The 26214-nt window shown below is 57.0% G+C and carries 16 protein-coding genes; 8 read left to right on the top strand and 8 right to left on the bottom strand.

Annotation, left to right across the window (positions count from 1 at the left end):
* Positions 1 to 70: 70 nt before the first annotated feature.
* The 4 genes from VM554_12485 to VM554_12470 form a co-directional block, all read right to left on the bottom strand.
* A complete protein-coding gene (locus VM554_12485; protein ID HVJ09191.1) occupies positions 71 to 3334 on the bottom strand; it encodes an efflux RND transporter permease subunit in 3264 nt (1087 codons plus the stop codon).
* Positions 3331 to 4449, bottom strand: coding sequence for an efflux RND transporter periplasmic adaptor subunit (locus tag VM554_12480; protein HVJ09190.1), 1119 nt, complete (start codon positions 4447 to 4449; stop codon positions 3331 to 3333). The genes VM554_12485 and VM554_12480 overlap by 4 nt, the downstream gene beginning before the upstream one ends.
* Positions 4446 to 5807, bottom strand: coding sequence for a TolC family protein (locus VM554_12475; protein ID HVJ09189.1), 1362 nt, complete (start codon positions 5805 to 5807; stop codon positions 4446 to 4448). The genes VM554_12480 and VM554_12475 overlap by 4 nt, the downstream gene beginning before the upstream one ends.
* 93 nt (positions 5808 to 5900) lie before the next feature.
* Positions 5901 to 6794: a sigma-70 family RNA polymerase sigma factor gene (locus VM554_12470; GenBank protein HVJ09188.1), complete on the bottom strand. Its 894-nt coding sequence runs from the start codon at positions 6792 to 6794 to the stop codon at positions 5901 to 5903.
* Between the two features lie 124 nt (positions 6795 to 6918).
* On the opposite strand from VM554_12470, the gene pabB reads away from it, so the two are divergent.
* Together pabB and VM554_12460 are read left to right on the top strand one after the other, a co-directional pair.
* Positions 6919 to 8772 (top strand): aminodeoxychorismate synthase component I, encoded by a 1854-nt coding sequence (pabB, locus tag VM554_12465; protein ID HVJ09187.1) that lies wholly within the window; start codon positions 6919 to 6921, stop codon positions 8770 to 8772.
* A 97-nt stretch (positions 8773 to 8869) separates the two neighbouring features.
* A complete protein-coding gene (locus tag VM554_12460; GenBank protein HVJ09186.1) occupies positions 8870 to 11470 on the top strand; it encodes a glycoside hydrolase family 95 protein in 2601 nt (866 codons plus the stop codon).
* 12 nt (positions 11471 to 11482) lie between these two features.
* Here VM554_12460 and VM554_12455 read toward each other — a convergent pair whose 3' ends face one another.
* The 4 genes from VM554_12455 to VM554_12440 all read right to left on the bottom strand — a co-directional run bounded on the left by VM554_12455 (position 11483) and on the right by VM554_12440 (position 14919).
* Positions 11483 to 12526 (bottom strand): arabinan endo-1,5-alpha-L-arabinosidase, encoded by a 1044-nt coding sequence (locus tag VM554_12455; protein HVJ09185.1) that lies wholly within the window; start codon positions 12524 to 12526, stop codon positions 11483 to 11485.
* A 210-nt stretch (positions 12527 to 12736) separates the two neighbouring features.
* Positions 12737 to 13417 carry a phosphatase PAP2 family protein gene (locus VM554_12450; protein ID HVJ09184.1) on the bottom strand — a complete coding sequence of 227 codons (681 nt, stop codon included), beginning with the start codon at positions 13415 to 13417 and terminating at the stop codon, positions 12737 to 12739.
* A gap of 351 nt (positions 13418 to 13768) precedes the next feature.
* The gene (locus VM554_12445; protein HVJ09183.1) at positions 13769 to 14479 is read right to left on the bottom strand and encodes an RES family NAD+ phosphorylase; all 711 of its coding nucleotides are present in this window, start codon (positions 14477 to 14479) and stop codon (positions 13769 to 13771) included.
* Complete coding sequence (locus VM554_12440; GenBank protein ID HVJ09182.1) at positions 14476 to 14919, bottom strand: hypothetical protein; 444 nt, start codon at positions 14917 to 14919, stop codon at positions 14476 to 14478. Before VM554_12440 ends, VM554_12445 begins: the two co-directional genes overlap by 4 nt.
* Positions 14920 to 15113: 194 nt before the next feature.
* Between VM554_12440 and VM554_12435 the strand changes: the two genes are divergently transcribed.
* The 6 genes from VM554_12435 (at position 15114) to VM554_12410 (ending at position 26165) form a co-directional block, all read left to right on the top strand.
* A complete protein-coding gene (locus tag VM554_12435) occupies positions 15114 to 18983 on the top strand; it encodes an alpha-amylase family glycosyl hydrolase (protein HVJ09181.1) in 3870 nt (1289 codons plus the stop codon).
* Between the two features lie 75 nt (positions 18984 to 19058).
* Complete coding sequence (locus tag VM554_12430) at positions 19059 to 21638, top strand: AMP-binding protein (protein ID HVJ09180.1); 2580 nt, start codon at positions 19059 to 19061, stop codon at positions 21636 to 21638.
* A gap of 173 nt (positions 21639 to 21811) precedes the next feature.
* A complete protein-coding gene (locus VM554_12425; GenBank protein HVJ09179.1) occupies positions 21812 to 22858 on the top strand; it encodes a hypothetical protein in 1047 nt (348 codons plus the stop codon).
* A gap of 20 nt (positions 22859 to 22878) precedes the next feature.
* Positions 22879 to 23673, top strand: a complete 795-nt coding sequence (locus VM554_12420; GenBank protein HVJ09178.1) for a cytochrome b/b6 domain-containing protein — start codon at positions 22879 to 22881, stop codon at positions 23671 to 23673.
* 46 nt (positions 23674 to 23719) lie between these two features.
* Positions 23720 to 24007: a cytochrome c gene (locus VM554_12415; GenBank protein HVJ09177.1), complete on the top strand. Its 288-nt coding sequence runs from the start codon at positions 23720 to 23722 to the stop codon at positions 24005 to 24007.
* A gap of 355 nt (positions 24008 to 24362) precedes the next feature.
* Complete coding sequence (locus VM554_12410) at positions 24363 to 26165, top strand: mechanosensitive ion channel domain-containing protein (protein HVJ09176.1); 1803 nt, start codon at positions 24363 to 24365, stop codon at positions 26163 to 26165.
* The last annotated feature ends 49 nt before the right edge of the window (positions 26166 to 26214 follow it).

Raw genomic sequence — 26214 nt, 5'->3', positions numbered from 1 at the left:
GCCCAGTGTGCAAGGGCCAGAGATAAGAGAATTACTATTCCGGCCAACAAACGTAAGCCGCGTTCGACTGTCATCTGAGAGACTCCTTTGGTTCCTGAGGAAGTGAATTAGAGGACAAGGATTCATGGCTCGCCTCGACTATGTAATAGAGGATAGGGACGGCAATGCGAGAGAGTAATGTAGATGCTACCTCTCCGGCGATAAGCGAGAGCGCCAGTCCTTGAAAGATGGGGTCGGAGAGAATCACGCTAGCGCCGACAACTACCGCAGCAGCAGTCAGCAACATAGGACGGAAGCGAACAGCTCCAGCATCAATAACTGCATCGGCAAGGGGCATCCCCTCTCTGCGCCGAAGCTCTATGAAGTCCACAAGAATAATAGAATTGCGAACGATGATGCCGGCTCCGGCGATAAATCCAATCATGGAAGTGGCTGTGAAGAAGGCTCCCAGCAGTGCGTGTGCAGGAAGAATTCCTACCAGCGTGAGAGGGATGGGAGCCATGATTACTACTGGCACGATGAAGGAGCGGAACCATCCGACAACCAGCACGTAGATGAGGATCAGTACAGCAGCAAATGCAAGTCCCAGATCGCGAAACACTTCAAGTGTGATTTGCCACTCACCGTCCCACTTCATCGCATAATGATCGGTCGATTCCGGCTGCACGGCGTTGTATCTTGCCAGTGTATAACCCGCTGGCAGCTGAAGATGATCAAGGGCTCGATTCATCTTGAAGATCGCATACACTGGGCTCTCTTCCGCGCCGGAAACGTCTCCCGTCACATAGACAACACGTCGCATATTTTTGCGATAGATACTTGGCTGTAGAACCCCATACTCAACCTGCGTCAGCTCACGCAGAGAGACCATGCTGCCATCCGCGCCGTTGAGTGTGATGTCCTCCAGTGCTTCCAGGGAGGAACGGCCAGCCCGCTCCATCTGAACTGTCACCGGCACCGGCTCCCTGGATGCTTCATCGTGAACGCGTCCTGCCTCTGCGCCTGACTCCGCAATGGTTAATGCGCGAGCTACATCGGAGACCGCAATTCCGTGTAACGCGGCCTTATCTTCATCTACTTTGAAGGTAATTGTGGGCTGGGGATCCTCGACGTACCAGTCTACGTCGACGACGCCCGTGGTTTTTTGGAAGATTTGTTTTACCTGGCGTGCTACATCAAATTGTCCGGCAGCGTCCGGGCCATAGATCTCGGCCACGAGAGTCTGTATAACAGGTGGACCGGGGGGGACTTCGCTTACCTTGATGCGTGCACCGAAGGGAAGGCCAAGTTTTACCAGATCCGGTCTTAGTCTCTTGGCGATTTGATGACTCTGCGCACTTCTCTCTGAGATAGGTAGAAGGTTGACTTGTATGTCTGCCTGATTCGGTTGATGACGCAGGTAGGAATGGCGAACCAGGCCATTGAAGTTATACGGCCCGGACAAGCCGGCATAGACCTGATAGTTTGCTACCTCAGGCTGCTGTGCGATGTAGTGACCTAGCGTCTGAGCCACACGGGCGGTCTGCTCAAGAGTAGTTCCGTCGGGCATATCCACGATAACCTGAAATTCGCTCTTGTTATCGAAGGGAAGCATCTTTACTCTTACTAGCTTCAGAGGAACCAGAGCGAAGGCAAGCAGGAGAAGAACTACGATTCCTATGAGAAACAACCAACGGTGACGCCGTGAAAGAATCAGCGGTGACATAACACGCCGATATAGCTTGGTAGTGCGATCCTCCTGAGATGCGTGGTCTTTGTCATAATCGGCAGTGTGCGAAAGAAGTCGCAGCGCTGCCCAGGGAGAAACCACGAAGGCGACGATGAGAGAGAACAACATCGCCGAGGAGGCGCCAATTGGAATTGGCAGCATATATGGGCCCATAAGCCCGCGAACAAAGGCCATGGGGAGAATCGCCGCAATCACGCCAATGGTGGCCAGAATGGTGGGATTGCCAACCTCGGCCACCGACTCAATCGCAACGTCGCCGATCGGCCGCCCCTTGTTTTCAGGCAGACGGAAGTGACGAACCATATTTTCAACGACGACTATAGCGTCATCTACCAGGATGCCGATGCTGAAGATAAGGGCAAATAGCGTGACACGGTTTAGGGTGAAGCCGTAGAGATAGAAGATGGCCAGCGTCAATGCCAAAGTCACTGGGATGGCCAGCAGCACAACGCCCGATTCTCTCCAGCCGAGAAAGATTGCTATCAGCAAGGTTACGGAGAGGGTTGCGAGCAACAGATGCTTGAGTAACTCATCCGATTTCGCTTTGGCCGTGTCGCCATAGTTTCTTGTAGTAGTGATGTTGAGGTCGGCGGGTAGTGTGGTCTTGCGCATCTCGGCTACGCGATTCAGAACTGCTCTCGCGATGTCAGTCGCATTTGTCCCCTTGCGCTTGGCCACCGTGATGGTGACCGCGGGGAAATCAGCTCCAACCACAGCCTCGTGTTGTGCTCCTCCAGCACCATTGCCGAAGATGACATAGTTCGTTGGTTCTGCCGGCCCATCTACGATCTGCTCGGCGACGTTCCGCAGATATACCGGGCGTCCACGGTCAACGCCAACCACTACATTCTCGAGGTCCTCTTTACTCTGGAAAAATTGCCCGGCGTCTACCCGGAACTCTTGATTGCCAGCGGCATATTGGCCAGCTTGTACGCGCGCGTTTGCAGCCTGGAGGTGATTGACAACCGCTGTTGGTGAAATGGAGTAGGAAGTTAGCCGGTCCTCGCTCAGCCGGACTAGCATCGCCCGCGGCTGACCACCCAGGATACTTGTCTCAGAAACATCATTGACCTGTTGAATGCTGTGCTCAAGCTCTGCGGCGATAGCGCGCAGTTGGGACGAGCTGTAGTTTTTCCCCCATAAGGTCAGCGACAGGATAGGAACGTTGTCAATGGAGCGCTCTTTAATGGTCGGTTGCAAGATCATTGGCTGGGAGGCCTCGCGCGGGAAGCGATCCATGTTTGAAAAGATCTTGCTGTAGATCTTTACCAGGGCATCGTCTTCGCGCGTGCCAACCAGGAAGCGGGCGATGACAAGGCTCGCGCCGGGACTCGATGTTGAATAGACATATTCGACACCCGGAATTTCGCGCAACAGCCTTTCGATTGGAACTGTGACGCGCTGCTCTACTTCCGTTGGAGATGCGCCAGGCAACGAAGTGGTTACGTCAAACATCGGCACGACGATCTGAGGCTCTTCTTCGCGAGGAATCACCAGGACGGCGAATGCTCCCACGACCAGCGACGCAATGATAAAGAGTGGCGTCAGCTTTGAATGTATGAAGGTCGCCGCGATGCTGCCAGCGATTCCGCGATGCTGCTTCACTGGCTTACCTCGATCCTCTTGCCACCCAGCTCCCGGTCACCAGGGGAGAGGACAACCGTCTCTCCTGCGGCTAGGCCGGATAGCACTTCGTAGTTTGTGCCATTCTTCGCACCGAGAGTTATGTAGCGCAACGAAGCGACATGATTCTGGTCGAGAACCCACAGACTCGCAAGGGAGCCATGATTCACGACTGCCGATTGCGGAACCAGTAACGTAGACCTATCTTTTGTCTCGATACCTGCTGTGCCGAACATGCCAGAGCGCATTCCAGCTACCGCGGGAAGATCTATTTTCACCAGGAAGCTGTGGCTCGTCGGATCTGCGGCTGGAATGATCTGTGAAATTCTTCCCTGGAGTGATTCCTTCGAAAGAGTGTCGAGTGTTACTGGAATCTGTAGCCCGTCGTGCAATAGGGGAAGCAGAGATTCATCTACGTTCACATGTAACTGGAGCACGCCTTTCTTCTCTACTTCGATGAGTGGCGTACCGGGTATTGCCATTGTTCCGGGGTCTACCCGGCGAGCTGTCACTGTGCCAGAAAATGGCGAATAGAGCCGTGAGTAACCGGAGACCGTGCGGGCGCTGGCTTCGGCTGACTTTGCACCCTGCAGCCTGGAGCGAGCCGCTTCCACATGCCCCGCTGCGGTCTCGGATCGGCGTTGGACCTCATCAAATTCCTGCGGGCTGACGCTCTTTCTATCGCGGAGTAATTGATAACGAGCCAGCGTCGACTTAGCCAAGTCCGACTCAGTTTCCGCGATCTTTAGTTCTTCCACACTGCTCGAAATGTTCGCGTGTGCGCGTTCGACATCTGATGTCGATTGGGCATTGTCGAGCGTTACAAGAAGCTGACCGGCCCGCACCTGGTCGCCCTCGTGTACAAGGATCGATGTTACCCGCCTCATCACCTGAGAAGACAAGACAGCAGATTCCCGTGAATGAACCGTGCCTACGGCATCGATCCGGAGTGGGATCTGTGCTGAGTGAACCTGTTCTACGGCGAGGCCAGTAACGACAGGAGGAGACGCGGGCGTGGATGGCGCTTTGGCACAGCCATAGAACGTGGCAGACAGGGCGGAGAGCAGTACGAAAAGATGATTGTGACGAGCGTTCATTGAAGGTCCTCTACGCTATCCGCGGTCAGTGTGCCGGTAGCAAATCTTAGGTTTGCGTAGGTCATCATATTTTGGGATACAGCACTCCAATAGTTTGTGCGGCTTTGCCGTTGTGCATCTTCCGCACGTAGAACCTCTGTGATCGTGGTGAGCCCTGCTTCGTATCTGTCCTTCAGGATTCGCAGGCTCTCCTCGGTCTGGCTTGTGGAGGCGCGTGCAACATCCAGCATTCTGCTTGCGGCCAGATGCTCGTAATAGGAGCGCGTCACATCCAGTTTGATTTGTTGATCCGCAGCATCTGCTGTGGCCTGAGCTTTACGCAGGGCGATCCTGGACGCAGTCAGGCTTTCGCGCTTTCCCAGCGGAAGGATGTCTATCCGAAGTTCTGCCCCGGCAAGCCAATTATTTCCTCCTGCGCTGCCGATGGAGTCTCTATCGGTTTCCCAGCTGCCGAACGTGCTGATCTGCGGACCAAAGGCGGACTTCGAAGATTTCACCGCAGTGTTCTGCGCCTCCTTCTCCTGACTAAGGCTCTGCCGGTCTGGCCTTGTCTTCAACGCGAGGATCACCAGCTCCGGCAGAGGAGCCGGATCAAATTTGCGTTCGGAAAGGAGTTGCAACTGCCGCTGTTCTGCTGGGATAGTCGTGCCGATTGCGGCCTCGAGTTCTGCCCAGGCGATCTCCACCCTGCCATGCTCTGCGATCTGCTCTTGTTGCCGCTCGGCTAGATTTGCAGAGGCAATGAGCTCGTCTGAATCGACAGCGAGACCAGCAGCGACGCGATTCCCGCTGGATTCCAACAGTGCTTCCGCTGTCTGGACCTCATGATCCGCGAGGTCTGCCTGCCGCATCGCAAGGAGAACGGATTGGTATGCGGCTACGACACGGTGGACGACCTCCTCGTCGGAGCGAACTGCAGCAAGCGAACTGCTCTTCGCGAGGAGGTCCGCTCGGCGAATCTCAAACTCGGTATGCCAGGAGTCGAACGCCGTCCAGTCGCCAGAAAATCGGGTGGTAAAGTTGTTGATCGGCGTGGGCCGGTTCAGGCGGTTCAGCGCGAAATCACTCTGTTGAAAGTTTTGCTGCCGGAGGCGTGTGCCAAATGCATAAACCGGATCGTTCCCGCGCATGGCAGATCCGCTGAAAGTGAGGCTCGGCAAGAGCGCCGTTCGAGCAAGCCTGTAGCCTGCTCTTGCAGAGTCTGCATCTGCGCGGGCCATTTTGCGGTCTGGATTTGTTTCAAGAGACATCGCCACGGCTTGCCGCAGGGAAAGCGGCTGAATCTGCTGCGCGGCAACTGTCACCCAGGAGATGCCCAGGCATAAAACTGCGAGACACCCTCGCAGAAAAGTTCGCATCGTTTTGCTCCGAGCCTTCCTGAGAGGCGCCTCAAGGCGCTCTCAATAGAAGAAAGACACAGAGCGGAGAATCGTTACATTGATGGAGAGTATTTATTTAGGAATCGTCAGGCCAAGCATTCGAAGATATTCGGAGGTCAGCAGGGAACGCAGCTTCGGCGCAATCTTCGGGTCGCACTTGAGGTCCAGACGACGGCATCGGTCAATCGCCCGGCGGAGATCCTGTAGAAACGCGATGCAGGCAGGGCAGGCCTCGATATGCCCACGCATCTCCTCGCAACTCCCCGCTTCCACTCTCCCGTCAAGATATTCGGAGAGGTTGGAAAAGAGCTCTCTGCATTCTTGCGGTCGTCGCAGCGTCTTCGCGGGATGGCCGGAGCGTCGTTGCGACTGGGGTCGTGGATCTGGAATTTCGTCGAGGAGACGATTCATCTCTCTGCGCACGTAAAGCCGGGCGCGATGGAGACGTACCCTCACCGTTCCGGGACGAATGTCGAGGACCTGTGCAATCTGTTCAGTATTCAGGTCTTCCATGTCGTGCAGAACCAGCACGATTCGATATTGGGGCGGAACGCTGAGGATGGCTTTGTGGATGAGTTGATCTTCTTCTCCACGCAGGAGGTGGCTCTCAGGATTGGCGGTTGCATCCTGAAGCAAAAGCCCCAGCTCGGAGTCATCCGGCATCAGGTCGTCAAGGGAGAGTGTCTGCTTGGGGGCGTAGACGCTCTTGCGCCTGGACCGCCAGCAGCGATGGCGCGTGGCGGTGTAAAGCCAAACAGCGAGCGCCTTCGGATCATGGATCTTCGCCAGGTGTGGAAGGGAACTGATCAGCACGTCCTGCATCGTGTCTTCAGCATCTTCCGGGTGGCCACATACCTTCATGCTGAAGGAGTACACCGTACTCTGCATCAGACGAAGCGCTTCGCTGACAGAGTCGAGATCGTTGCTGCCTAACAGTTTCGCTGCCTGAACGAGTTCCGGACGCATGTCGCTGCCTATAAGTAGACTTAGAATGTCTACTTAAGTATAGCCGTCATGTCCGGCAGCGAGACTGATACACGCAGCCAGCCGTCCATCCGCAAGTTCGGAAGGCGAAAAAGGGAGGAATGGATTGAATCGATGGACCCAGCTTCCGCGGCAAGTGCACGCGTTCATAGCCCGCAGCCCGGATTCCATCCTCCTCGAGACGGCGCGCTTCGATGCTGTCAACAAGCGGAGTTTTGTGTTCCTGAATGCAATAGAGACTCTAACAGCCTGGACCCTTGACGATATTCCGCATCTCTTCCATCAGATAGAAGAAGCTTTAGCGCGCGGGCTTTATGTTGCGGGCTTCCTTGGTTATGAGTGCGGTTACCATTTTGAGCGCACCGCCGGCGTTTCTACCACTCCACATGGTTTGCCGCTTGCGTGGTTTGGCGTCTATCAAAGCCCACTCGTCTTTGACCATGAAACTGGGAGCTTCGAGGGGAATCCATCACTGCCTTTCGGGGACGAGCCATTAGAGGAGATACCGCTTCGTCTCGCGGAGCATGTAACTCTGGGGATTTCCGAGGAGGAATATTGTCAAAACATCCGGAAAATCAAAGAGTATATTGCTGCTGGGGATACCTACCAGGTCAACTTTACTGACAGTGTGTGCCTTCCGGTGGAGGTTTCCCCCGCGGCTGCCTTTGCTGCGTTGCTGCGACATCAGCCCGTGGCGTATGGCGCATTTCTGAACGTGGTCGGGCACCACATCCTTTCGCTTTCTCCCGAGCTATTCTTCAGAATCGATCATGGCAGAATCTATACGCGGCCAATGAAGGGCACTATGCCGCGCGGGCTGGACGCTGCAAGCGACGCCCTGGCGGCTATCCGGCTCCAGAATGACGAGAAGAACCGGAGTGAGCATGTGATGATCGTGGACTTGCTTCGCAATGACCTTGGACGAATCTGTAAGATGGGAAGCGTCCGGGTTGAGGACATCTTTTCTGTTGAAACATATCAGACACTGTTGCAAATGACTTCAACCATCTCCGGCGAACTGCGGACTGGGCTCTCGTACTACGACATTTTTAAGGGTATCTTCCCAAGTGGCTCCATCACCGGAGCCCCCAAGATTCGTACCATGCAGATCATTCATGAGATGGAAGGACATCCGCGTGGAGTCTATACCGGTGCAATCGGTTTTCTATCTCCGAATGGGACCTCCACATTCAACGTTGCAATTCGCACGCTCGTCTTGAAGGCAGGAGAGGCGCACATGGGCGTTGGCGGCGGAATCGTTGCGGATTCGGTTCCGGCGGATGAGTACAGGGAGTGCCTGTTGAAGGCAGAGTTTCTTACCCGTTCCATACAGGAGTTTCAACTGATTGAGACGATGCTGTGGGATGGAACGTACCAGTTTCTACCGATGCATCTGGATCGGCTGGAGTCCTCCGCGGCTTACTTTAGCTTCCCGTTCTGCCGTGCCGATGTTTCTTCGCAACTGCAAGAACACGCGGGCCTGTTTGCGGCTGGGTCTCGATATCGAGTCAGGCTTCTGCTAAATGCAGAGGGTAAGGTGGTCGTCACTTCAACCACGCAAACCGTCCACCAGAAGACCGCGCGTATCCGCCTCTCCAGCAAGCGCACCTCTTCCCCGGATGTGTTTCTCCGTCATAAGACAACGCATCGAGATCTATATGAGCAGGAATATCAGGCAGCACAGCGAGATGGATTCGACGAAGTGATCTTCCTCAACGAAAGAGGGGAGGTGACGGAAGGCGCAATCAGCAACATCTTTGTGCACAGGGAAGGGAAACTTCTGACCCCGCCACTCAGCTCCGGTGTACTGCCAGGGATCCTCCGCCGCCATCTTCTGGAAACCGATGCGACCGCACAGGAAAGTGTTCTGAAGGTGCATGATCTGGAATCCGCGGATGCCATATTCATTGGGAATGCTGTTCGCGGCCTTCGCCAGGTGAGCTCTTTCTGCCTGGATTGAAGTGCCTGCATTCCGGTGCTTGATCTTTACACATTCTCGACCCGAAAGGCTCCTGAACGAATATGATTCAGGGGTAGATCGGGAGAAGAGATTCGGAATGTCTGTTACGCGTCGTCGATTTGTGGAACTGCTCACTGCAACCGCCAGTGCTGTCAACCTTTCTTCTTCGGGAGCATTTGCCGAGTCTAAAAGAAATCGGATACCGCCATCGAGCAGTGCCACAAAGGGCGATCTCTCTATCTGGTTTGAGCAGCCTGCCGAACAGTGGGCAGACGCCTTGCCTCTGGGTAATGGACGTTTAGGCGCAATGGTGTTCGGCGGAGCAAAGGTAGAGCGAATCGCGCTGAACGAAGATACGCTGTGGTCGGGCGCACCGCGTGATTGGAACAATCCTGCAGCCAGGGCGCACCTTTCTGTTGTTCGCAAGCTTGTTCTGGAGGAGAAGAACTACCGAGCCGCGGACGAAGAGTGCCGCAAGATGCAGGGACCTTTTGGCCAGGCTTATGAACCGCTCGGCGATTTGACAATAGAGATGGATCACCAGGAAGAGGTGCAGTCCTATCGCCGCTCGCTGGATCTTGATGCGGCGGTGGCACGAGTGGACTACCAGGTTGGAGAATCGCACTATACGCGCGAGGTATTTGTATCAGCTCCAGATCAAATCATCGTGTGCCGTCTGACCTCCAGCAAGCCGGCGGCACTTAGCTGCACGGTAAAGCTGACGAGCCAGTTGCGGTCAAAGTCCGAAGCGAAGCATGGCGCGATCCTGCTGACAGGGAAGGCACCCAGCGAGTCGGTTCCACAGTACCGGAAGAGCGATCACCCAATCGAATATAGCGATGTGGTAGGGAAGGGGATGCACTTCGCTGCGCTTCTACAGGCACGCACCCAGGCGGGCAAGGTTATTGCGCAGCCGGACGGTAGTCTCCGGATTCAGGATGCAAGTGCCGTGACCCTTGTGATTGGAGCAGCGACGGGGTTCCGCAGCTATGCGGTGGATCCGGATATTCCACTCGATGAAGTTGTGGCGTCGGCAACCAAGGCGCCCTCCGCCGCAGGCGCAGAAAGTTTTGACGATCTGCTGGAGCGGCACCAGCAGGACCATCGCAAATTGTTCCGCAGAGTTCGCTTCCAGTTGGGCAAGCCAGCAGTGGCTTCTTCGCTTCCTACCGATCAGCGTGTAGCTGACTTTGCATTGAAATCTGATCCGGCATTGCTCGCACTCTACTTCAACTACGGACGCTATCTGTTGATTGCAAGTTCGAGACCAGGAACGCAGCCGGCGAATCTTCAAGGCATCTGGAATGACGAACTGCGTCCACCGTGGAGCAGTAACTGGACGACGAATATCAATACGCAGATGAACTACTGGCACGTCGAGACGTGCAATCTATCCGATTGCCACATGCCTCTGATCAATCTGATTCAGGAGTTGAGCGTTAACGGCAAGAAGACTGCGATGGTGAACTACGGAGCGCCAGGCTGGGTCTCGCATCATAATGTCGATTTGTGGCGGCAGTCGGCACCCGTCGGAGCAGGCATGGAGTCTTCTGACCCAACCTGGGCAAATTTCGCGATGAGCGGGCCGTGGCTGTGCGCGCACCTATGGGAACACTACCTTTTTACCGGCGACAAAGAATACCTAAGGCAGACCGCCTATCCAGTGATGAGGGCATCAGCGGAGTTCTGTCTTGCGTGGATTATCGAAGATGGCAGCGGAGGATGCACCACGTGTCCTTCCGTTTCGACGGAGAACAGCTTTCTGGCGCCTGATGGCAAATCTGCTCAGGTAAGCAGCGGTTGCACCATGGACATCGCCCTAATCTCGGAGTTGTTTGGCAACTGCATTCAGGCAGGCTCCCTGCTCGATCTCGATCAGGAGTTTGTCTCCCGGTTGTCGGTTGCGCGCAAACGCCTGCCGCCATACAAGACAGGCCGTTATGGCCAACTCCAGGAGTGGTCGGTGGATTTCGAGGAAGATCAGCCTGGCCAGAGGCACATGTCCCACCTGTATCCGCTCTATCCCGGCGCGCAGATTACTCCACGTGCTACGCCGGAGCTAGCCGCCGCCGCGCGCAAGTCGCTGGAGCGGCGCCTGGCTCACGGTGGTGCATATACGGGATGGAGCCGTGCCTGGGCCATTGGATTGTGGGCCAGGCTTGGCGACGGAGACATGGCGTGGGAGTCGCTGAAGATGTTGATGGAGCACAGCACCGGCGACAATCTCTTCGATACGCATCCCACCGGCGAAGCGATGGTCAAGGCTCTGAAGCGCAGCACCGGAGCAAAGACGATGCCAGAGCGGCAGGCTCGCCCAGCATCTATCTTCCAGATCGACGGCAACTTTGGCGCGACGGCAGCCATGGCGGAGATGCTGCTGCAGAGTCATGCTGGCGAGATTGCATTTTTGCCTGCTCTCCCGCGAGCGTGGGAGAGCGGCTCTATCCAGGGACTGCGAGCGCGTGGCGGATTGGAAGTGGATATTGAGTGGGCGGATGGCAAATCATCCGCGGTCATCCGCTCTCTGCAGGATGGAGAACATCTCTTCCGCTCACCCCAGGGGCAGAGGGTTCAGCGTCTATCGAGACAGGTCCACGGGGCGTTTCAGCCGGTCCCCGGTACAGGTGGCGATGCATCGACCGTGCGGCTGGCGATGCGTCAAGGGGAAACCTATCGGTTGGAGTTCACCGCGGTTTAGGATGTGAGATCTTTACTGCTGCAAGGCAGCGTGTGGCCAATCATCCTGCCATGTCATCGTCGAAATCTGCAGAGCGGGTTTTCCGCTGCGGGCGTCGTAGGCATGAAATACCAGCAGGTCGTTGCCATCCGTCTGCATCAGCACCGATTCTCCCCCGGGGCCAAGCCAGTGGGCGTTCGCTGTCAGCAATGCGGAGCCGCCTCCCTGCGTCATGGCCACTCCATCCTTGTCCACGTATGGACCGGTGATCCGCCGCGAGCGGCCCACCATCGTGCGATAGCTGCTCTTCGTGCCGCGGCAGCAGAGATCCCAGGAAACGAACAGGTAGTAGTAGCCACCATGAGCCACGACAAACGGGGCCTCCACCGCCTCCCAGTCCGGCGGTAGATTGGGCGACGGCGGTGGAGCATTCTGCGGCTTACGGCGCGAAGCGAGGGAGTAGAGCTTTGTGTCTGTTTTTGACAGCAGGCCAGTCTGCTCATCCAGCCGCCTCATCTTGATGCCTGTCCAGAAGCTGCCGAAGGCAAGCCAGTCATGCCCCTTCGTGTCTCGGACAAAGTTAGGATCAATGGCGTTGAAATCATCCTGCGCCGTGGAGCGCAGAACCAGCCCGTGGTCCACCCATTTGTAATCGTGACTGTTCGGATCCAGCGTCTTGTTTGTTGCCAGGGCTATGCCGGAGAGATTCTTGCCGAAGAGCGAATAGGCATAATAGAGGCGGTATTCGCCGTTCACATAGGAGATATCCGGCGCCCATAACTCCTCGGTTCCCGGGCTGTCTTTGCGAATCCATGCCGGGATCTCGTCGAAGACGTGGCCACACAGCTTCCATTCGGTCAGATTCGACGAGCAGCGAATTTGGAACTGGCCGCCCTCATGAGCTTTCCCAGTGGCGAAGACATACCAGATGCCGCCCGCTTTGATGATGGAAGGATCGTGGGTTCCCCCAAACTCCCCTGTCAGGTTGAGAGCACGCGGCTGCTGTGCATGCATCGACTGCAGGGCGGAGAGCGCAAGTAGCAGCAGGGTGAGGGTAGAGGCGAGTCGAAGTTTCATGGCGGATCCGTGGTTGCAGGAAGAGTGAGAAACCGTTTTCTCGAACACCGAAAGAGTACCACAGCCGCCGCGCAAAAGACCGGCCTGTCCAATCCTCACCGCATGGAGAAGTCTTCTCCATGCAGTGAGAAATATTGAGGAATTGAGATAGACGCAATCTGGATCGGGGATTCCCTATCCATTGGCTGGCTTCTTGTCCTTATTGCAGATTCAACGTGCAAAATTATAGGAGAGTTGCATTCCTCTTCCGTTTGGCGTCCCAACTGTCGAAAGGGCGAACTTATCCCAGGTGCTTTCCGTCAGGCGGCGACGAACAACATATCCACCGATAACGTAGCCCAGCGCGCTCCCCACAAAGACATCGGAGGGAAAGTGTTCGCGTGCCACCACCCTCGAGGCGGAGACTGTCGTTGCCAGAGAGTAGACAAGTGCCTTGGTTGCGAAGCTGTTGTATTCCGATGCGACCACGTGAGCAAAGGACCACACCAAAATGGAGTGATCCGAAGCCATGGATTGACCATCTGGCCATGTCTTCGTGCCATGCGGCCAGAATCGCCCTGTACCGTCGCCCTGCCTGGGTGTCTGGCGATCAATCGCATATCCGAGCCCTTTATTGAGAATCATGGAATCGGCCATCGCTTCTGCTGCAAGAACCGCCGTCTCGCGCAGATGATCGTTGTGCAGGACGCTGCCGGCAATATATCCGGCTCCTACGGCAGCCGCTGGACCGTAAAGTCCTCCATAATCGGAGACCTTGCGAAATCTGTCCTCCCGGTTCTTATCGACGCCCAGGGAGCGGAGCGCTTCTGCGTCTTTGTCGAGGGCAATTCCAGTGCCCACTCCAAAAGGGGCGATCCAAAGGAGATTGGCCCCTGTCAGATGGAAGGGCATCGTGATGATCCCCACTTCGTCTTGTGCAACGTGCAGGGCACAAATCTGGAGTGACTTCAGGTCGCATTCCCTGGTAGGGGAGCTTTGAGCTTTGAGGGCAAAAGTCGGAACCAGCAGAAGAAGGGCAAGAAACACAAGGCTGCGCGGGTGCATATCTAAGATAGTAAAGCACTAGCAGCCGGTGCCTCTGCCGGGTATTCCGGGAGGAACAGCCACGAGACCGTTTTGGTCCCATGTTCCCAAATCGCTACACATCCGGCTATGTGCGAATGGATTGCGGCTCGGCCTTACCAGGTATGTCTCCTGACTGCACCCGGCTATAGGAGCCTTTCCTCCACGGGGATCTTTATTTCATGGAATCTTCACTTCGCGGACGTCCGCAGGGCGAAATTCTCGTCCAGCCTGGAGCCGGAGTTCAAGGCGAGCATCCTGCCGCACGTGATAGACCAGCGCAGGCCGAAAGCAGACCACGCAGGTGCCTTCCTTTCGCCTGACGCTCGGGTAGAGAATCCCGTTCGATTGCTGCTCAAGAAGAGTTGTGGCGAGCTGCTGTGAGTCCGCGTAGCAGTCTGGAATCGGTCCGGGCCGGAGATATTTCTTAAACGCTGGCTTTGAGGGCCTGAGGTCGTGCATTTCGGTCGCGAAGTCCGCCAGATAATCATCGTAGGTGCCAGTCTCTTCCTGGTCCCAATCGACCTCCTCAAGCTGGCGCAGCTTGTGGAATGCCACCTCCGCAAGCGAGGTCTCACGTTCCAGGCCGGCATACCATGCCCCTCGCTCATGGTTGTTGAAGCGCCCTCCTTCGGGTGCGGCATGGGTGAAGGCGGCATTCACAATGTGCGCGTAGCCGACGCCGTATACCAGCTCGTGGATGCCAATACCCGGCAGCAGACCCTCCTCGCCCAGCAGGCGGTCATTGGTGGCGCTATCGAGCTCCATCCATGCGTGCAGGTCGCTTTCATCCTCTGAAAGGCGGGAGAGCACGGTGCCGCTTGCGCTGTACTTCGAGGGGATCAGCCGGTGCGTGTCATTCCAGCGAATTTCGCTGGTCGCGACGATCATTGTCCACCCCGGCGGGAATCCAACATTTGGCGCACGTGCAGCATGCCGGGTTGCCCGCGCTGGATCATGTATGCCAGCGGCGTGACACCGCGGAACATCGAGTTGCGGTTGGGCAGGTTGATCCACGCGTCGGCCAGCGATTCGCTGTACAGGATATTCAGCGCCTTGAAGATGCCAATCAGCAGCGAGATGCGGGTGAGCGTATCCTGATCGAGCGTGCGCGGGGCAGCTTCCTTTTTCAGTCCATAAAAGGACCCGGTCGACATCCCCCCGAGCAACTTCCGCGCGTCGGAGTCCTTAATGCGCCATTTCTCCATTATCCGCAGAAAGCCTTTGATCGCAGCCGGGCTTAAGCGTTTCTGCGTCTTCGGATCAGACAGATCTGCCGAGACATCGACGGCATATCCAACAGCATTGGGGAGGATCAAGGCGGCGGACATCACAACCTCCAATAATGATTCATTATGCCATCATTTTTGATGCAGGGAGCAACGTGGAGGATTCCTGCAGGCATTTTCTTGGTGGCCACCCTCTTTCAATGAGGGCGGAAAAGCACTGGGCAGAATCGCAGAATGCCGTTATTGTGTTCCATCTGGCATGATGGTTGGCAGGTTGATTCGGGGATGACAGGCAAATGATGGAATTTCATATTTCTAAGGGCGCGCGCGACCGCTATCAATTTGCGGGGAACCTGTTTTCTTTCACAGGCAACGTGGTCTTCGCGAATCTGTCAGCCAGCCGCCAATTTGCCCATCGAATGAACCAGATACGTGACGTGCAGAAGAATCCACGGCGTGTGGTGCATGCAGGCGCACTTTATGTCATGGGACTGATTGACGAGGCTAGCCATGCGGTCATCGCCAGCTATCGGAAGCAGTTGGATCCTGCCGTAATGACGGACGCACTCGCCTGGATCTCCGGCCAGATCGGGCCGAAGGAACTGGACAGGATGCTCTTGTCCTTCGTGGAGCAATTTCCCGGAACAACGGTCTACCAGGGACTGCAAACCCCGAAGCAATGGCTGGCAGGCTCGACAGACGGCGCATCCCATCGGGCCGCCGCGCTGGAAGAGATGATGCTGCTCTGGATGGCCAATCGCAACCAGGCATTCCGGCCATTTGAGGAGCTGTTCGACGACAAGAGTCTCGCAGAGCAAACCGCATACAAGCAGGTTGGGGAGAAGCTGCCCGCATATTTTGCCACGCGTCCGCTGATCCAGGTCGATGAAACGCAGCGAATGAGCCTTTTTGAGCTGCTGCGGGCGCCCGCGCTGGCCGCTCCGGAATCTCTCAGCGAACAGCTTGCTGTGATTCGCAAGACGTGGAAGCCGCTGCTGGGGGCGAGTCTGGATCGCTTTCTGCAGATTGCGGGCGATGTCCTGCATGAAGAGGAGCTGGCCATCTGGTTCCAGTTTCATCCGCCAACGCCGGAGTCGCAGGCCGCTGCCGAAGCGGAGGCGGCAGCCCGGGCTGCTGATGCCGCACGGCGACGCCGCGAGAGGGGAGAGCAGCAATGGCCTTCGTTGACGAGCCAGTCCGAGGTTCCGGAGTTTGGCGACGCAGCCCATGAATACGAGAAGTTCAGCCCCGATCGCGACTGGATGCCGACTGCGGTACTGATTGCCAAGAGCACGTATGTATGGCTGGCGCAGCTCTCCAGGCAGTATGGAAGAGCCATCGAACGGCTGGACCAGATTCCTGACGAAGAGCTGGACACGCTTGCGCGCCGGGGGATGAATTCTCTCTGGCTGATCGGAGTCTGGGAACGCAGCCGTGCATCGAAGACCATCAAGCAACTCTGCGGAAACGCCGATGCCGTAGCGTCCGCCTACTCACTCTTTGACTACCGCATTGCCGATGATCTGGGCGGGGAACCGGCCTACATCAATCTGCGGGATCGCGCCTACGCACGCGGCATTCGACTTGCCAGCGACATGGTGCCCAACCACATGGGCATTGATTCGCCGTGGGTCATCGAGCATCCCGAATGGTTTATCTCACGCCCGGATCCACCCTATCCCTCGTACAACTTCGACGGTCCGGATCTTGCGCATGATCCGCGTGTCGAGATCAAGATCGAGAACCACTACTTCGACCAGACCGATGCTGCGGTTGTCTTTCAACGGCGCGACCGCGCCACGGGAGAGACGCGCTACATCTACCACGGCAATGACGGCACCAGTTTTCCGTGGAACGACACGGCACAGCTTGATTATCTGAATCCAGCGGTGCGGGAGCAGGTCATCCAGACGATTCTGCATGTGGCGCGGCTCTTTCCGCTGATCCGCTTTGACGCAGCGATGACGCTGGCCAAACGCCACTTTCATCGCTTGTGGTTTCCCGGCCCGGGGAGCAGCGGAGCGATTCCATCCCGTGCCGAGTACGGAATGAGTGACGCCGAGTTTAACCGGCTGATGCCGCATGAATTCTGGCGCGAGGTTGTGGACCGCGTCGCCGCCGAAGTCCCTGGCACGCTGCTGCTGGCGGAGGCCTTCTGGCTGATGGAGGGTTACTTTGTCCGTACTCTCGGCATGCACCGGGTGTACAACAGCGCATTCATGAACATGATGCGCGATGAGCAGAACGCGAAGTATCGCTCGGTCATCAAGAACACTTTGGAATTCGATCCCGACATCATGAAGCGCTATGTAAACTTCATGAGCAATCCCGACGAACGTACCGCAATCGACCAGTTCGGCACAGGCGACAAGTGCTTCGGAGTTACGGCGATGATGGCGACTCTACCGGGTCTGCCGATGTTCGGCCATGGCCAGGTCGAAGGCTATACCGAGAAGTACGGGATGGAGTACCGCCGGCCTCGCTATGACGAGAATCCGGATCCATGGCTGGTAGAGCGCCACCAGCGCGAGATCGCTCCGCTGCTGCACAATCGCGCGCTCTTTGCGGAGAGCAGCAACTTCCTGCTGTACGATTTTTTCCAGGACGATGGAACGGTGGATGAGAACGTCTTCGCCTACTCGAACCGGCGAGGAGGCCAGCGAGGGCTGGTGATCTATAACAACCGCTACTCCACGACGCGGGGAACCATTCACAACTCAGCGGCCTATGCCGATAAGGGATCCGGGCAGCTTCGCCAGCAACAATTGCGCGAAGGGCTGGAGCTGACAGCCGACTCGTCGATCATCCTCGCATACCGCGACTCCCTCACCGGGTTGCATTACCTCCGCCGTGCTTCGCAGATCGCCGAGCAGGGACTGAGCCTTGAGCTGCATGCGTACCAGTGCCACATTTTTATGGACTGGCACGAGTTGCGCGCATCCGCCGAGAAGCCATGGGACCGTTTGTGCGACCAGTTGCATGGCACCGGGGTTCCCAATCTTGACGATGCGCTCATCAACCTGGAACTGCGCCCTGTGCATGATGCGTTACGCGCTCTGCTGGATCCGGTATTGGTACGATCCCTGGCGCATCTTGCCGAGCATCCCCGGGCTACCCAGGGAGCGGAGAAGTATCAGAATCACGAACCCCAGCGAAACGCCCTTATTGAGGAGGCGTGGGAGCATACGCAGACCTTCCTGCGAGAGGCGCAGATTGCCTATCGCGCGCATTCCGGCCGCCTCTTGCGGGACAAGCTGCCGTATCCTGCTTCACTGGCAGAGAAGTTCCGTGAAGGTTTGCGCGCTGCGTTGCGCCTTCCCGAGTTGGAGAGCTGCTTCCCCAGTTCATGGACAGCCGGAGCCCGGCGCGTTTTGCCGAGCCACAGTCCACAGTTGACGGCCGCTGCGGTCTGGGGACCGGTATTCAGCTGGAGCGTCCTTGAATTGCTGGCAGTGTCGCTGAACTCCGAAGATCCCGAGCACACCGCAGTCGATCTGTTTGACCGCTTGCGCCTGCGGCAGCCGTTGGGCCAGGCCTTCACAGCTCTAGGTTTCGAGGGGGAGGATGGCTGGCGTGCAGCGGCTCGCATCAAGGTCCTCCTGTTGGTTGGCGCAAGCAAGCAGACCCCAGCCGGATCGGATGAAGAACATTCGCCTCAGGCCGAGGGTGCGGAGAAGGCTCTTGCCGCGGCAGTTCCAGATCGAAACCCGCCTGCAAGCACCGCGAAGGAAGCTATGGAGCCGGTTCTTCCCCCGGTGCTGTGGCAGGACCCGGATGTAGGCTGGCTCACCGGCATGCATGAAGCATCGGGCCACTCCTATTTTGTGCAGGAGCAGTATGAGGATCTGCTGTGGTGGCTGCAGTTGCCGGCATTGTGCAAGTTGGCGGCCCAGCCCGCGCCCGATCGCGCAACCATCGCCGAGATAAGCAAGGCCATCAGCGACTCACTGCAGGCCGCTGCCGCTGCGGGCTATCGCCTGGATGTGCTGTTGAAAGAGGAGGAGGTTTCGTCTGAAGAGGCAGGAGCAGAGTTGGCCGAAGAGAAGCAAGCCGCTCAGCAAACCGATAGCGAGAGGGTAGCCAAGGGTGCGAAGGATCAGGCGCTGGAAGAGGAGACTACCATTGTGTCGCAGCGGAGGACGGAGAACATTGAGGAGCTGCCATAATCCTGCTGCGATTGCAGGCCGCTCCCATCCGCCATGCGTTGGATAGGCTAGGCCCCGGTCATGCAGCGCTTCCATTTGGCAAGTCTCGTCGAGGATTTTCGCCGCCACGGTTCACAGATCGCGGTTGTCGTCTATCGTGGCAACCGGCGTTATGCAACTACCTATACCGAGTTGGCGTCGCTCGCTGGGCGCTTCTCGGCGGAGCTTGCGCGCCGCGGAGTTCATCCCGGAGAGCGTGTTGTACTGTGGGGCGCGAATTCCGCTGAGTGGATTGCAGCGTTCTTCGGCTGCCTGTTGCGAGGTGTAATCGCGGTTCCCTTGGATGCCGCAGGCTCCAGTGAATTCGCCAGCCGCGTAATCGCGGATGTTCGGCCGCAACTGATCGTTGGCGATAGGGAATTGTTCAACGCGTTGCCAGCGAAGGCGCCACAATTGCGCTTCGCGGATCTCGCCGCATCTCTCCCCGCATCGCCGCTCTTCCTCGTCGACACGTCGGTCTCCGCGCAAACTCCGCTACAGATCATCTTCACCTCCGGGACCACTGCTGAGCCGAAAGGCATTGTCCATACTCATCGCAACGTACTGGCAAGCCTGGAGCCCATTGAGCGGGAGATAGAGAAGTACAGGAAGTATGAGCGTTTTGTCCATCCACTGCGCTTTCTCCACAGCCTCCCTCTCAGCCACGTTTTTGGCCAGTTCATGGGGCTCTGGATTCCCGCTCTGCTTGCCGCGGAGGTTCACTTCGATTCGCAACTGGAGCCTGCGCGCCTGGTGGAAACAATCCGTCGCGAACGCATCTCCCTGCTTGCGGCCGTGCCGCGTGTGCTGGAGATCTTACGCACACATCTGCTGAACGACGATCCCTCCCTCGAAAGACAGATCGCTGCCGCTCAAGCAGATTCGATCGGACAGCGCTGGTGGCGATTTCGTAAAGTCCATCGCGCCTTCGGACTTAAATTCTGGGCACTCGTATGCGGCGGTGCTTCGCTTCCGGCGGATCTTGAGCACTTCTGGAGCGCGCTTGGCTTTGCGCTTATCCAGGGCTATGGCCTTACAGAGACAGCCGCTCTGATTACTCTCAATCATCCCTTTCACATCGGGCGCGGCACGATTGGCAAACCTTTGCCCGGGCGCGAAGTCCGTATTCGTGAAGATGGAGAGATACTGGTGCGCGGAGAGATGCTGTCTTCCGCGACGTGGCAGGGAGGGAAGCTTCAACCGCGCCATGAGGAATGGTTCGCGACCGGCGATCTGGCGGAGCAGGATGCATCCGGCCAGCTTCGCTTCAAGGGGAGAAAAGGCGACGTGATCGTCTCTCCCTCAGGCATGAACATTCATCCCGCGGATCTGGAAGCAGCTTTGGCGGGAGAGCCCGGCATGCGCGGCTGTGCTGTTGTGGCGTGTCCCGTGCCGGGCGGCATGGAGCCCGTAGCGGTGGTGCTCTTCTCCGGTGACGACGACCAACTACTCGCCGCCGTTCGCAATGCAAATAGCCACTTAGCGAGTCACCAGCAGATTCGTCGCTGGCTGCGGTGGCCGCAACTCGATCTACCGCGAACTTCAACCGGCAAACTGCTTCGCCGCACCATCGCGGAGTGGGCGTGCGCGGCCCTAAGCGAACGCAGCCACCCGAGCAACAAGGACGTCGCGCCGACAGAGGATCCTCTTCTGCAGTTGATCTTCCGCCTCACCGGAGAGAGCATCGCGGGCACTACAGATGCGTCGTTGCTCTCAGAAGATCTGCATCTGGATAGTCTGGGACGAATGCAGTTGCAGTCCGCGCTGGAAGAGAAGCTTGGCATCGAGCTTCGGGACAACGCCATCGAAAATCTGCAAACCGTAGGTGAGTTGCGGAGTCTGCTTGGCGTGACCAGCTCTGTTGTTCCTCCCGTTGCCTCGGCAGCAGGATCATCGCAGGCTGTGCCCGCGTCATCCGTCATCCGCGAGGAATATACGTATCCCCATTGGCCGTGGTCGCTGCCGGTGCGAATCCTGCGCACTCTGTTTCTTGAGGCTGTGATGCGCCCCCTGGTATGGCTGCTGGCTGCGCCGCGCGTGGTTCGTGACACAAGCAGCATCCCGGACCAGCCATTGTTGGTGATAGCGAATCACGTTACCGCGCTCGATGGCGCACTGGTCCTGTATGCTTTGCCTGCGAAGCTGCGACGGCGCGTGGCAATTGCCATGTCGGGAGAAATGCTGCTCGATCTTCGCAAGGCGCGCAATCAGGGGAACTGGATTCTGAATCTCCTTGGGCCGGTGGAGTATTGGCTCCTCACTGCGCTGTTCAATGTGTTTCCATTGCCACGGCTCAGCGTGCGTCGCAGCTTTGCCCACGCAGGCGAGGCGCTGGATCGTGGTTACTCGGTCCTCATCTTTCCGGAAGGGCAACGGTCGCCTGACGGAAGACTGCAGGCGTTTCGTGCGGGCATCGGCCTGCTCGCACAGGAATCGCGAGTGCCTATTCTTCCCGTTGCGCTGAAGGGATTGGCAGAGTTGAAGGTGGGCACCGTCTCATGGTTTCGCTCTGGAAGATTGGTCATCCACGTGGGAACCGTATTGCCTTTCGCGGAAGCGGCGGATCCAGTTTCGCTCACGCACGCGTTGGAAGATGTTGTGAGTCGCTTGGGATCGCGGATTAACACGACCTTGTGACCACTGTCACAGCCATCATTCCGTGAACGAGCGTACTCCTCCCCCGTATGAAAATAGCAGGGAAGTTGTGCGCTCAAGTTTTGGTGCTCACCCTGTTTTCGTTGGCCTGCGCAGCTCATGCCGCGCGCAAGCCCAAGGACGAAGATTGTCTTGCGTGCCACTCCGATTCCAGCTTGACGAAAGAAGCTGATGGTAAGAGCGTCAGTCTCTATATCAACGAGGCGAAATTAAAAAAGTCGATCCACGGCGGCATGTTCACCTGCGTAGATTGTCATAAAGACGTGGAGGCCTCGTTGCATGAGACGCCTCCTGCAAAGATCTCCTGCGGCCAATGCCATGCGGAGGCGGAACAAGCCTATCGGCAAAGCTATCATGCCCGCGCGAATAAGCCTGGTGGAACAAGTGCTGCAACCTGCGTGGATTGCCATGGACCCGTTCATGAAATTCTTCCCGCCAGCGTTGCTGCGTCGCCGGTGAATCACGCCAACATTCCCGCGACATGCGGCCGATGCCACGGACAGAAGTTTCTGATGAAGGCCAGCGGAGAAAGCGTTCAACCTTTTGTCTCCTATCAGGCGAGCGTTCATGGGCGCGCGATCGAGCGTGGTGCCGATGGTGCGGCAGTCTGCACGGATTGTCACGGTTGGCATGAGATCCTTCCAGCGAACGATGCCAGATCGCCGATCTATAAATTCAATGTCCCCGGCACCTGTGGCAAATGCCATGGTGCGGTGGAACAGGTTTTTCGGCAGAGCATTCACGGGCAGGCGATAACGCGAGGCAATGGACTCGCTCCTGTCTGCACTGACTGTCACGGAATCCACTCCATCAAAGCTCATCTGGACCCGGATTCGCCTGTCTCCGAGCAAAACCTGGCAGGTGCCACGTGTGCACGCTGCCACGAGGGCGTTCGGCTTTCGCAGGAATTTGGAGTGGCTGGCAGTCGAGTCTCCACCTACCTGGACAGCTACCACGGGCTTGCTTCCAAGGGAGGCTCGGTAGTCGTGGCCAACTGCGCGAGTTGCCACGGCGTGCACAACATATTGCCGTCAAGCGATCCCAACTCCACCATCAACCGCGCGAATCTCAATGCAACCTGTGGGCAGTGCCATAAAGGAGTAACGCAGCGGTTCACTTTAAACAAGGTACATCTGGATGGCAACACAGCGATATCGGCACGGTTGCGGTGCGATGGGTCAGGCGAGTCTATCTCGCATTGATCTTCGTGGTGATCGGAGCGATGTTTCTTCATAACCTCATCGTCTGGCGCAGCAAAGCGATTGCACGGCACAAGGCGCAAGGTCAGACAGTGCCTCGCATGACCAGCAGCCAGCGCTGGCAACACGCTCTTTTGTTCGTCAGCTTTATCGTCCTTGTGCTGACGGGATTTGCCCTTAAGTATCCCAACTCCTGGTTTGCAGAGGTGCTTGGAATGGGAGAGAGGTTGCGCAGCATCACGCATCGCATCGCAGGAGCGATTCTGATTGGTGCCGGCGCCTACCACCTTATCTACATCGCGATGACAAGAGATGGGCGAAGATTGATTCGTGATTTTGCGCCTAAGCCTAAGGATGCGTTCGATGCCTGGGGGACCATGCGATATTACCTGGGACTGAATCGCACAAAGCCAAAATTCGGTCGCTTCAATTATGCGGAGAAGGCAGAGTACTGGGCGCTGGTATGGGGCACAGCGTTAATGGCAGCCACGGGCATCATGCTTTGGGCCAAGGTCTTTGTTGGAAACCTGCTGGCGCGATGGTGGCTGGATGTTGCCACTGCAGTGCACTTTTATGAAGCAGTGCTGGCGACGCTGGCGATTCTCGTCTGGCATTTCTACCAGGTATTTTTCGATCCCGATGTATACCCGATGAACTGGGCGTGGAAGGACGGCAGCATGCCGGTCGAGCGCTATCGCGAAGAGCATGGATTGGACACAGAGACATTGGCAGAGGCGGGAGCACAAGCGGCAACCACTACAGCAGAAGGATTCGATACGGATACACCTACGAAGCCTGAGGTGCCGCCTCAGGAATGATTTGAGATAAGAGGAATATTCAGAAGACAGAAAAGAGGATAAATTCATGAGATTTCGTTCAGCATCCATCATTTTGTTGTCTGCAATGTGCACGACCGCACTGGCGCAGGATGCAGGCGCCTTGTATAAAACCAAGTGTGCTACCTGTCACGGCGCGCAAGGACAGGGGAAGCCGCAGGTCGCTCCGAAGTTGGCGGCTACGTCCAAAAGCGAAGCGGACATCGTAGCTCTTCTCACAAAGGGCGGCGGGGCAAAAGCACCACATCTTAAATCTATGAGCTTGACTGCGGAGCAGGCGAAGGCTGTCGCAGACTTTGTGAAGACATTGAAATAATCTGTGCTCCATTTGCTGTAACGCAGATTCATTGTGATAGCAGCTCTGCCCACGATCCCGAGCGGCTTGTTGAGCATGCCGCACTCCCTGGACGTGTGTAGATAATGCATCCTCTGCGTGTGAAAATTTCATGCGGCTCATGCTGCATCGGAAGTGGTACAGCTTCAACCCGCGCAGAGCTTGGTTCCATTCCTGGCCCGTCATACTATGGAGTCATAGGTCCACAGCAGTTTGGCAGAACTGCGTATATCGAAGCGGTTGCAGCAGCTGCTGTGCGGTACAAACCATTAGCAGACAACGCATCTTTTTTTTATCAGGGGAAATTTCTATCAACGATCGTAGGTTTCTTACTCGCATGTTCACGGATGGACGCGCGCTGGTGATCTCTATCCCGGCAGTCGTGCTGGCCTTGTGTCTGATTGGCATCTACTGGACGCGTGACTCGATGGCCAACTTGCCGCGGCTCAGTGCGTCCCAGGGCCTTGTCGATCAATCCCCTTGGAAAACCGCGGAATCGCTGGCTCCCCTGGCTGTGTCGGCAGAGGAACAACGCTATGCCCGGCAGGCCCAGCAACTTGCGGACCATGAAGTGGACCAGGCATTTGCCATGGCTCTTCGCCAGGCCAATATTGATGCTGAGACACGCGTGCTGACCGGCGAGGCGCTGACTCTTTCGAAGAAGGTCGAGGATCTACAGAAGACCATCAAAGAGGATCAGGCGCATATCGATAGTCTGACTCAGCAGGCGAAGGCGCCGAACCCTGCCACAGCGAGCGATGACCTGGAGGTCGCAAAGGCACAGCTTGCTCTGGACAACGATGTACTCAATGATGCGGTGGCAGATCTTGCTCGTCAGAGTGGAGACAAACGCAGCTTGATCCAGCAGGAACTCGCGGCGCACGAGGCATCGATGCACTCGTATGACGAGCAGGCAGCGACTGGCGGACAAGTAGCCGTCCTCTCGGCGAAGCGGGACCAGACACTCTATCGCCGTTTGACTGCGTGGCTCAACCAGCGCGACCGCTATACCTCGATCGTGCAGGCCAAACAGCAGACCGATAGAGATGTTCTCTCGCTCAAAGCACAGTACGCACAACTGGAGGTCGCGGTTAATTCCGGGACGCAGGGGCGAGCCGGTTCGGCGGGTGCATCGGCGACAACGCCGCCGCCCACCCAGGCTAAGTTGACTCGACTGCAGTCGCTCAAGCGGCTGTCGGAACAGAGCAGTATTTTAGGGCTGCTGGGAGATCGCCTTCAGGCCGAACAGCAACTTTGCGGGGTTTACGACAAGTGGGCCGCGCAGGTCATGCTGCAGCACCGAATTGTCTGGCACCTGATGCTCAAGTCGTTCGCATGGATCGCATTCATCGTCTTATTAGGCGGAATCGTCACCTCGCTGGTGCAGGTTGTGTTGGATCGACCGAAGATGGATCTCCGGCGCAAGCACACTCTACAGACGATTTTTCTGATGGCGACGCAAGTTCTTACGCTCTTCTGCGTGCTTCTCGTTATCTTCGGCTCGCCGAAGCAAGTGCCTACCATCGTCGGGCTGGCTACCGCCGGGTTAACAGTGGCATTTCAGGATTTCATCATTGCGTTCCTTGGCTGGTTTGTCCTGATGGGCAAGCATGGAATCCGCGTTGGCGATTGGGTTGAAATCAATGGCGTTGGTGGAGAGGTCGTTGAAATTGGACTCTTTCGCACATCGATGTTGGAGACCGGCAACTGGACCGACAGGGGCCATCCCACTGGAAGGCGAGTCACCTTTCTCAACAAGTTCGCCATCGCAGGCCAATATTTCAATTTCTCTACAACTGGCCAGTGGATGTGGGACGAGATCACGGTTAACATTCCACCGGCCCCCGATACTCGCGAGCTGATCGACCTCATCCACGAGGCTGTGAACCGGGAGACGGAGCAGGACGCCAAGCTTGCAGAAGCAGAGTGGCAGCGAGTCGCCAAGCAGAATTTCCTGCGACAGTTCACTGCCAGCCCAGCAGTAGATCTTCGTCCCGCTGCTTCCGGCACCGATGTCATCGTGCGGTATGTCACGAGGGCCAGTGCTCGCTTTGAGATGCGCAACCGGTTGTATCAGGCGATCATCGAACTGCTGCATCGCACGCCATCCGAGGCAGCAATTGCATCGGCTACGAAGTAAAAGGAACGAAGTATAGGACAAGCGAGGGGAAGAGGCTAAGGGCCTTTCA

It is taken from the genome of Acidisarcina sp. (assembly GCA_035539175.1).
In the GTDB taxonomy this organism is placed as follows: Bacteria; Acidobacteriota; Terriglobia; order Terriglobales; family Acidobacteriaceae; genus JANXZS01.
Note: the sequence above shows the minus strand (reverse complement) of the source record. Positions and strands in the feature narration are given on the sequence as shown.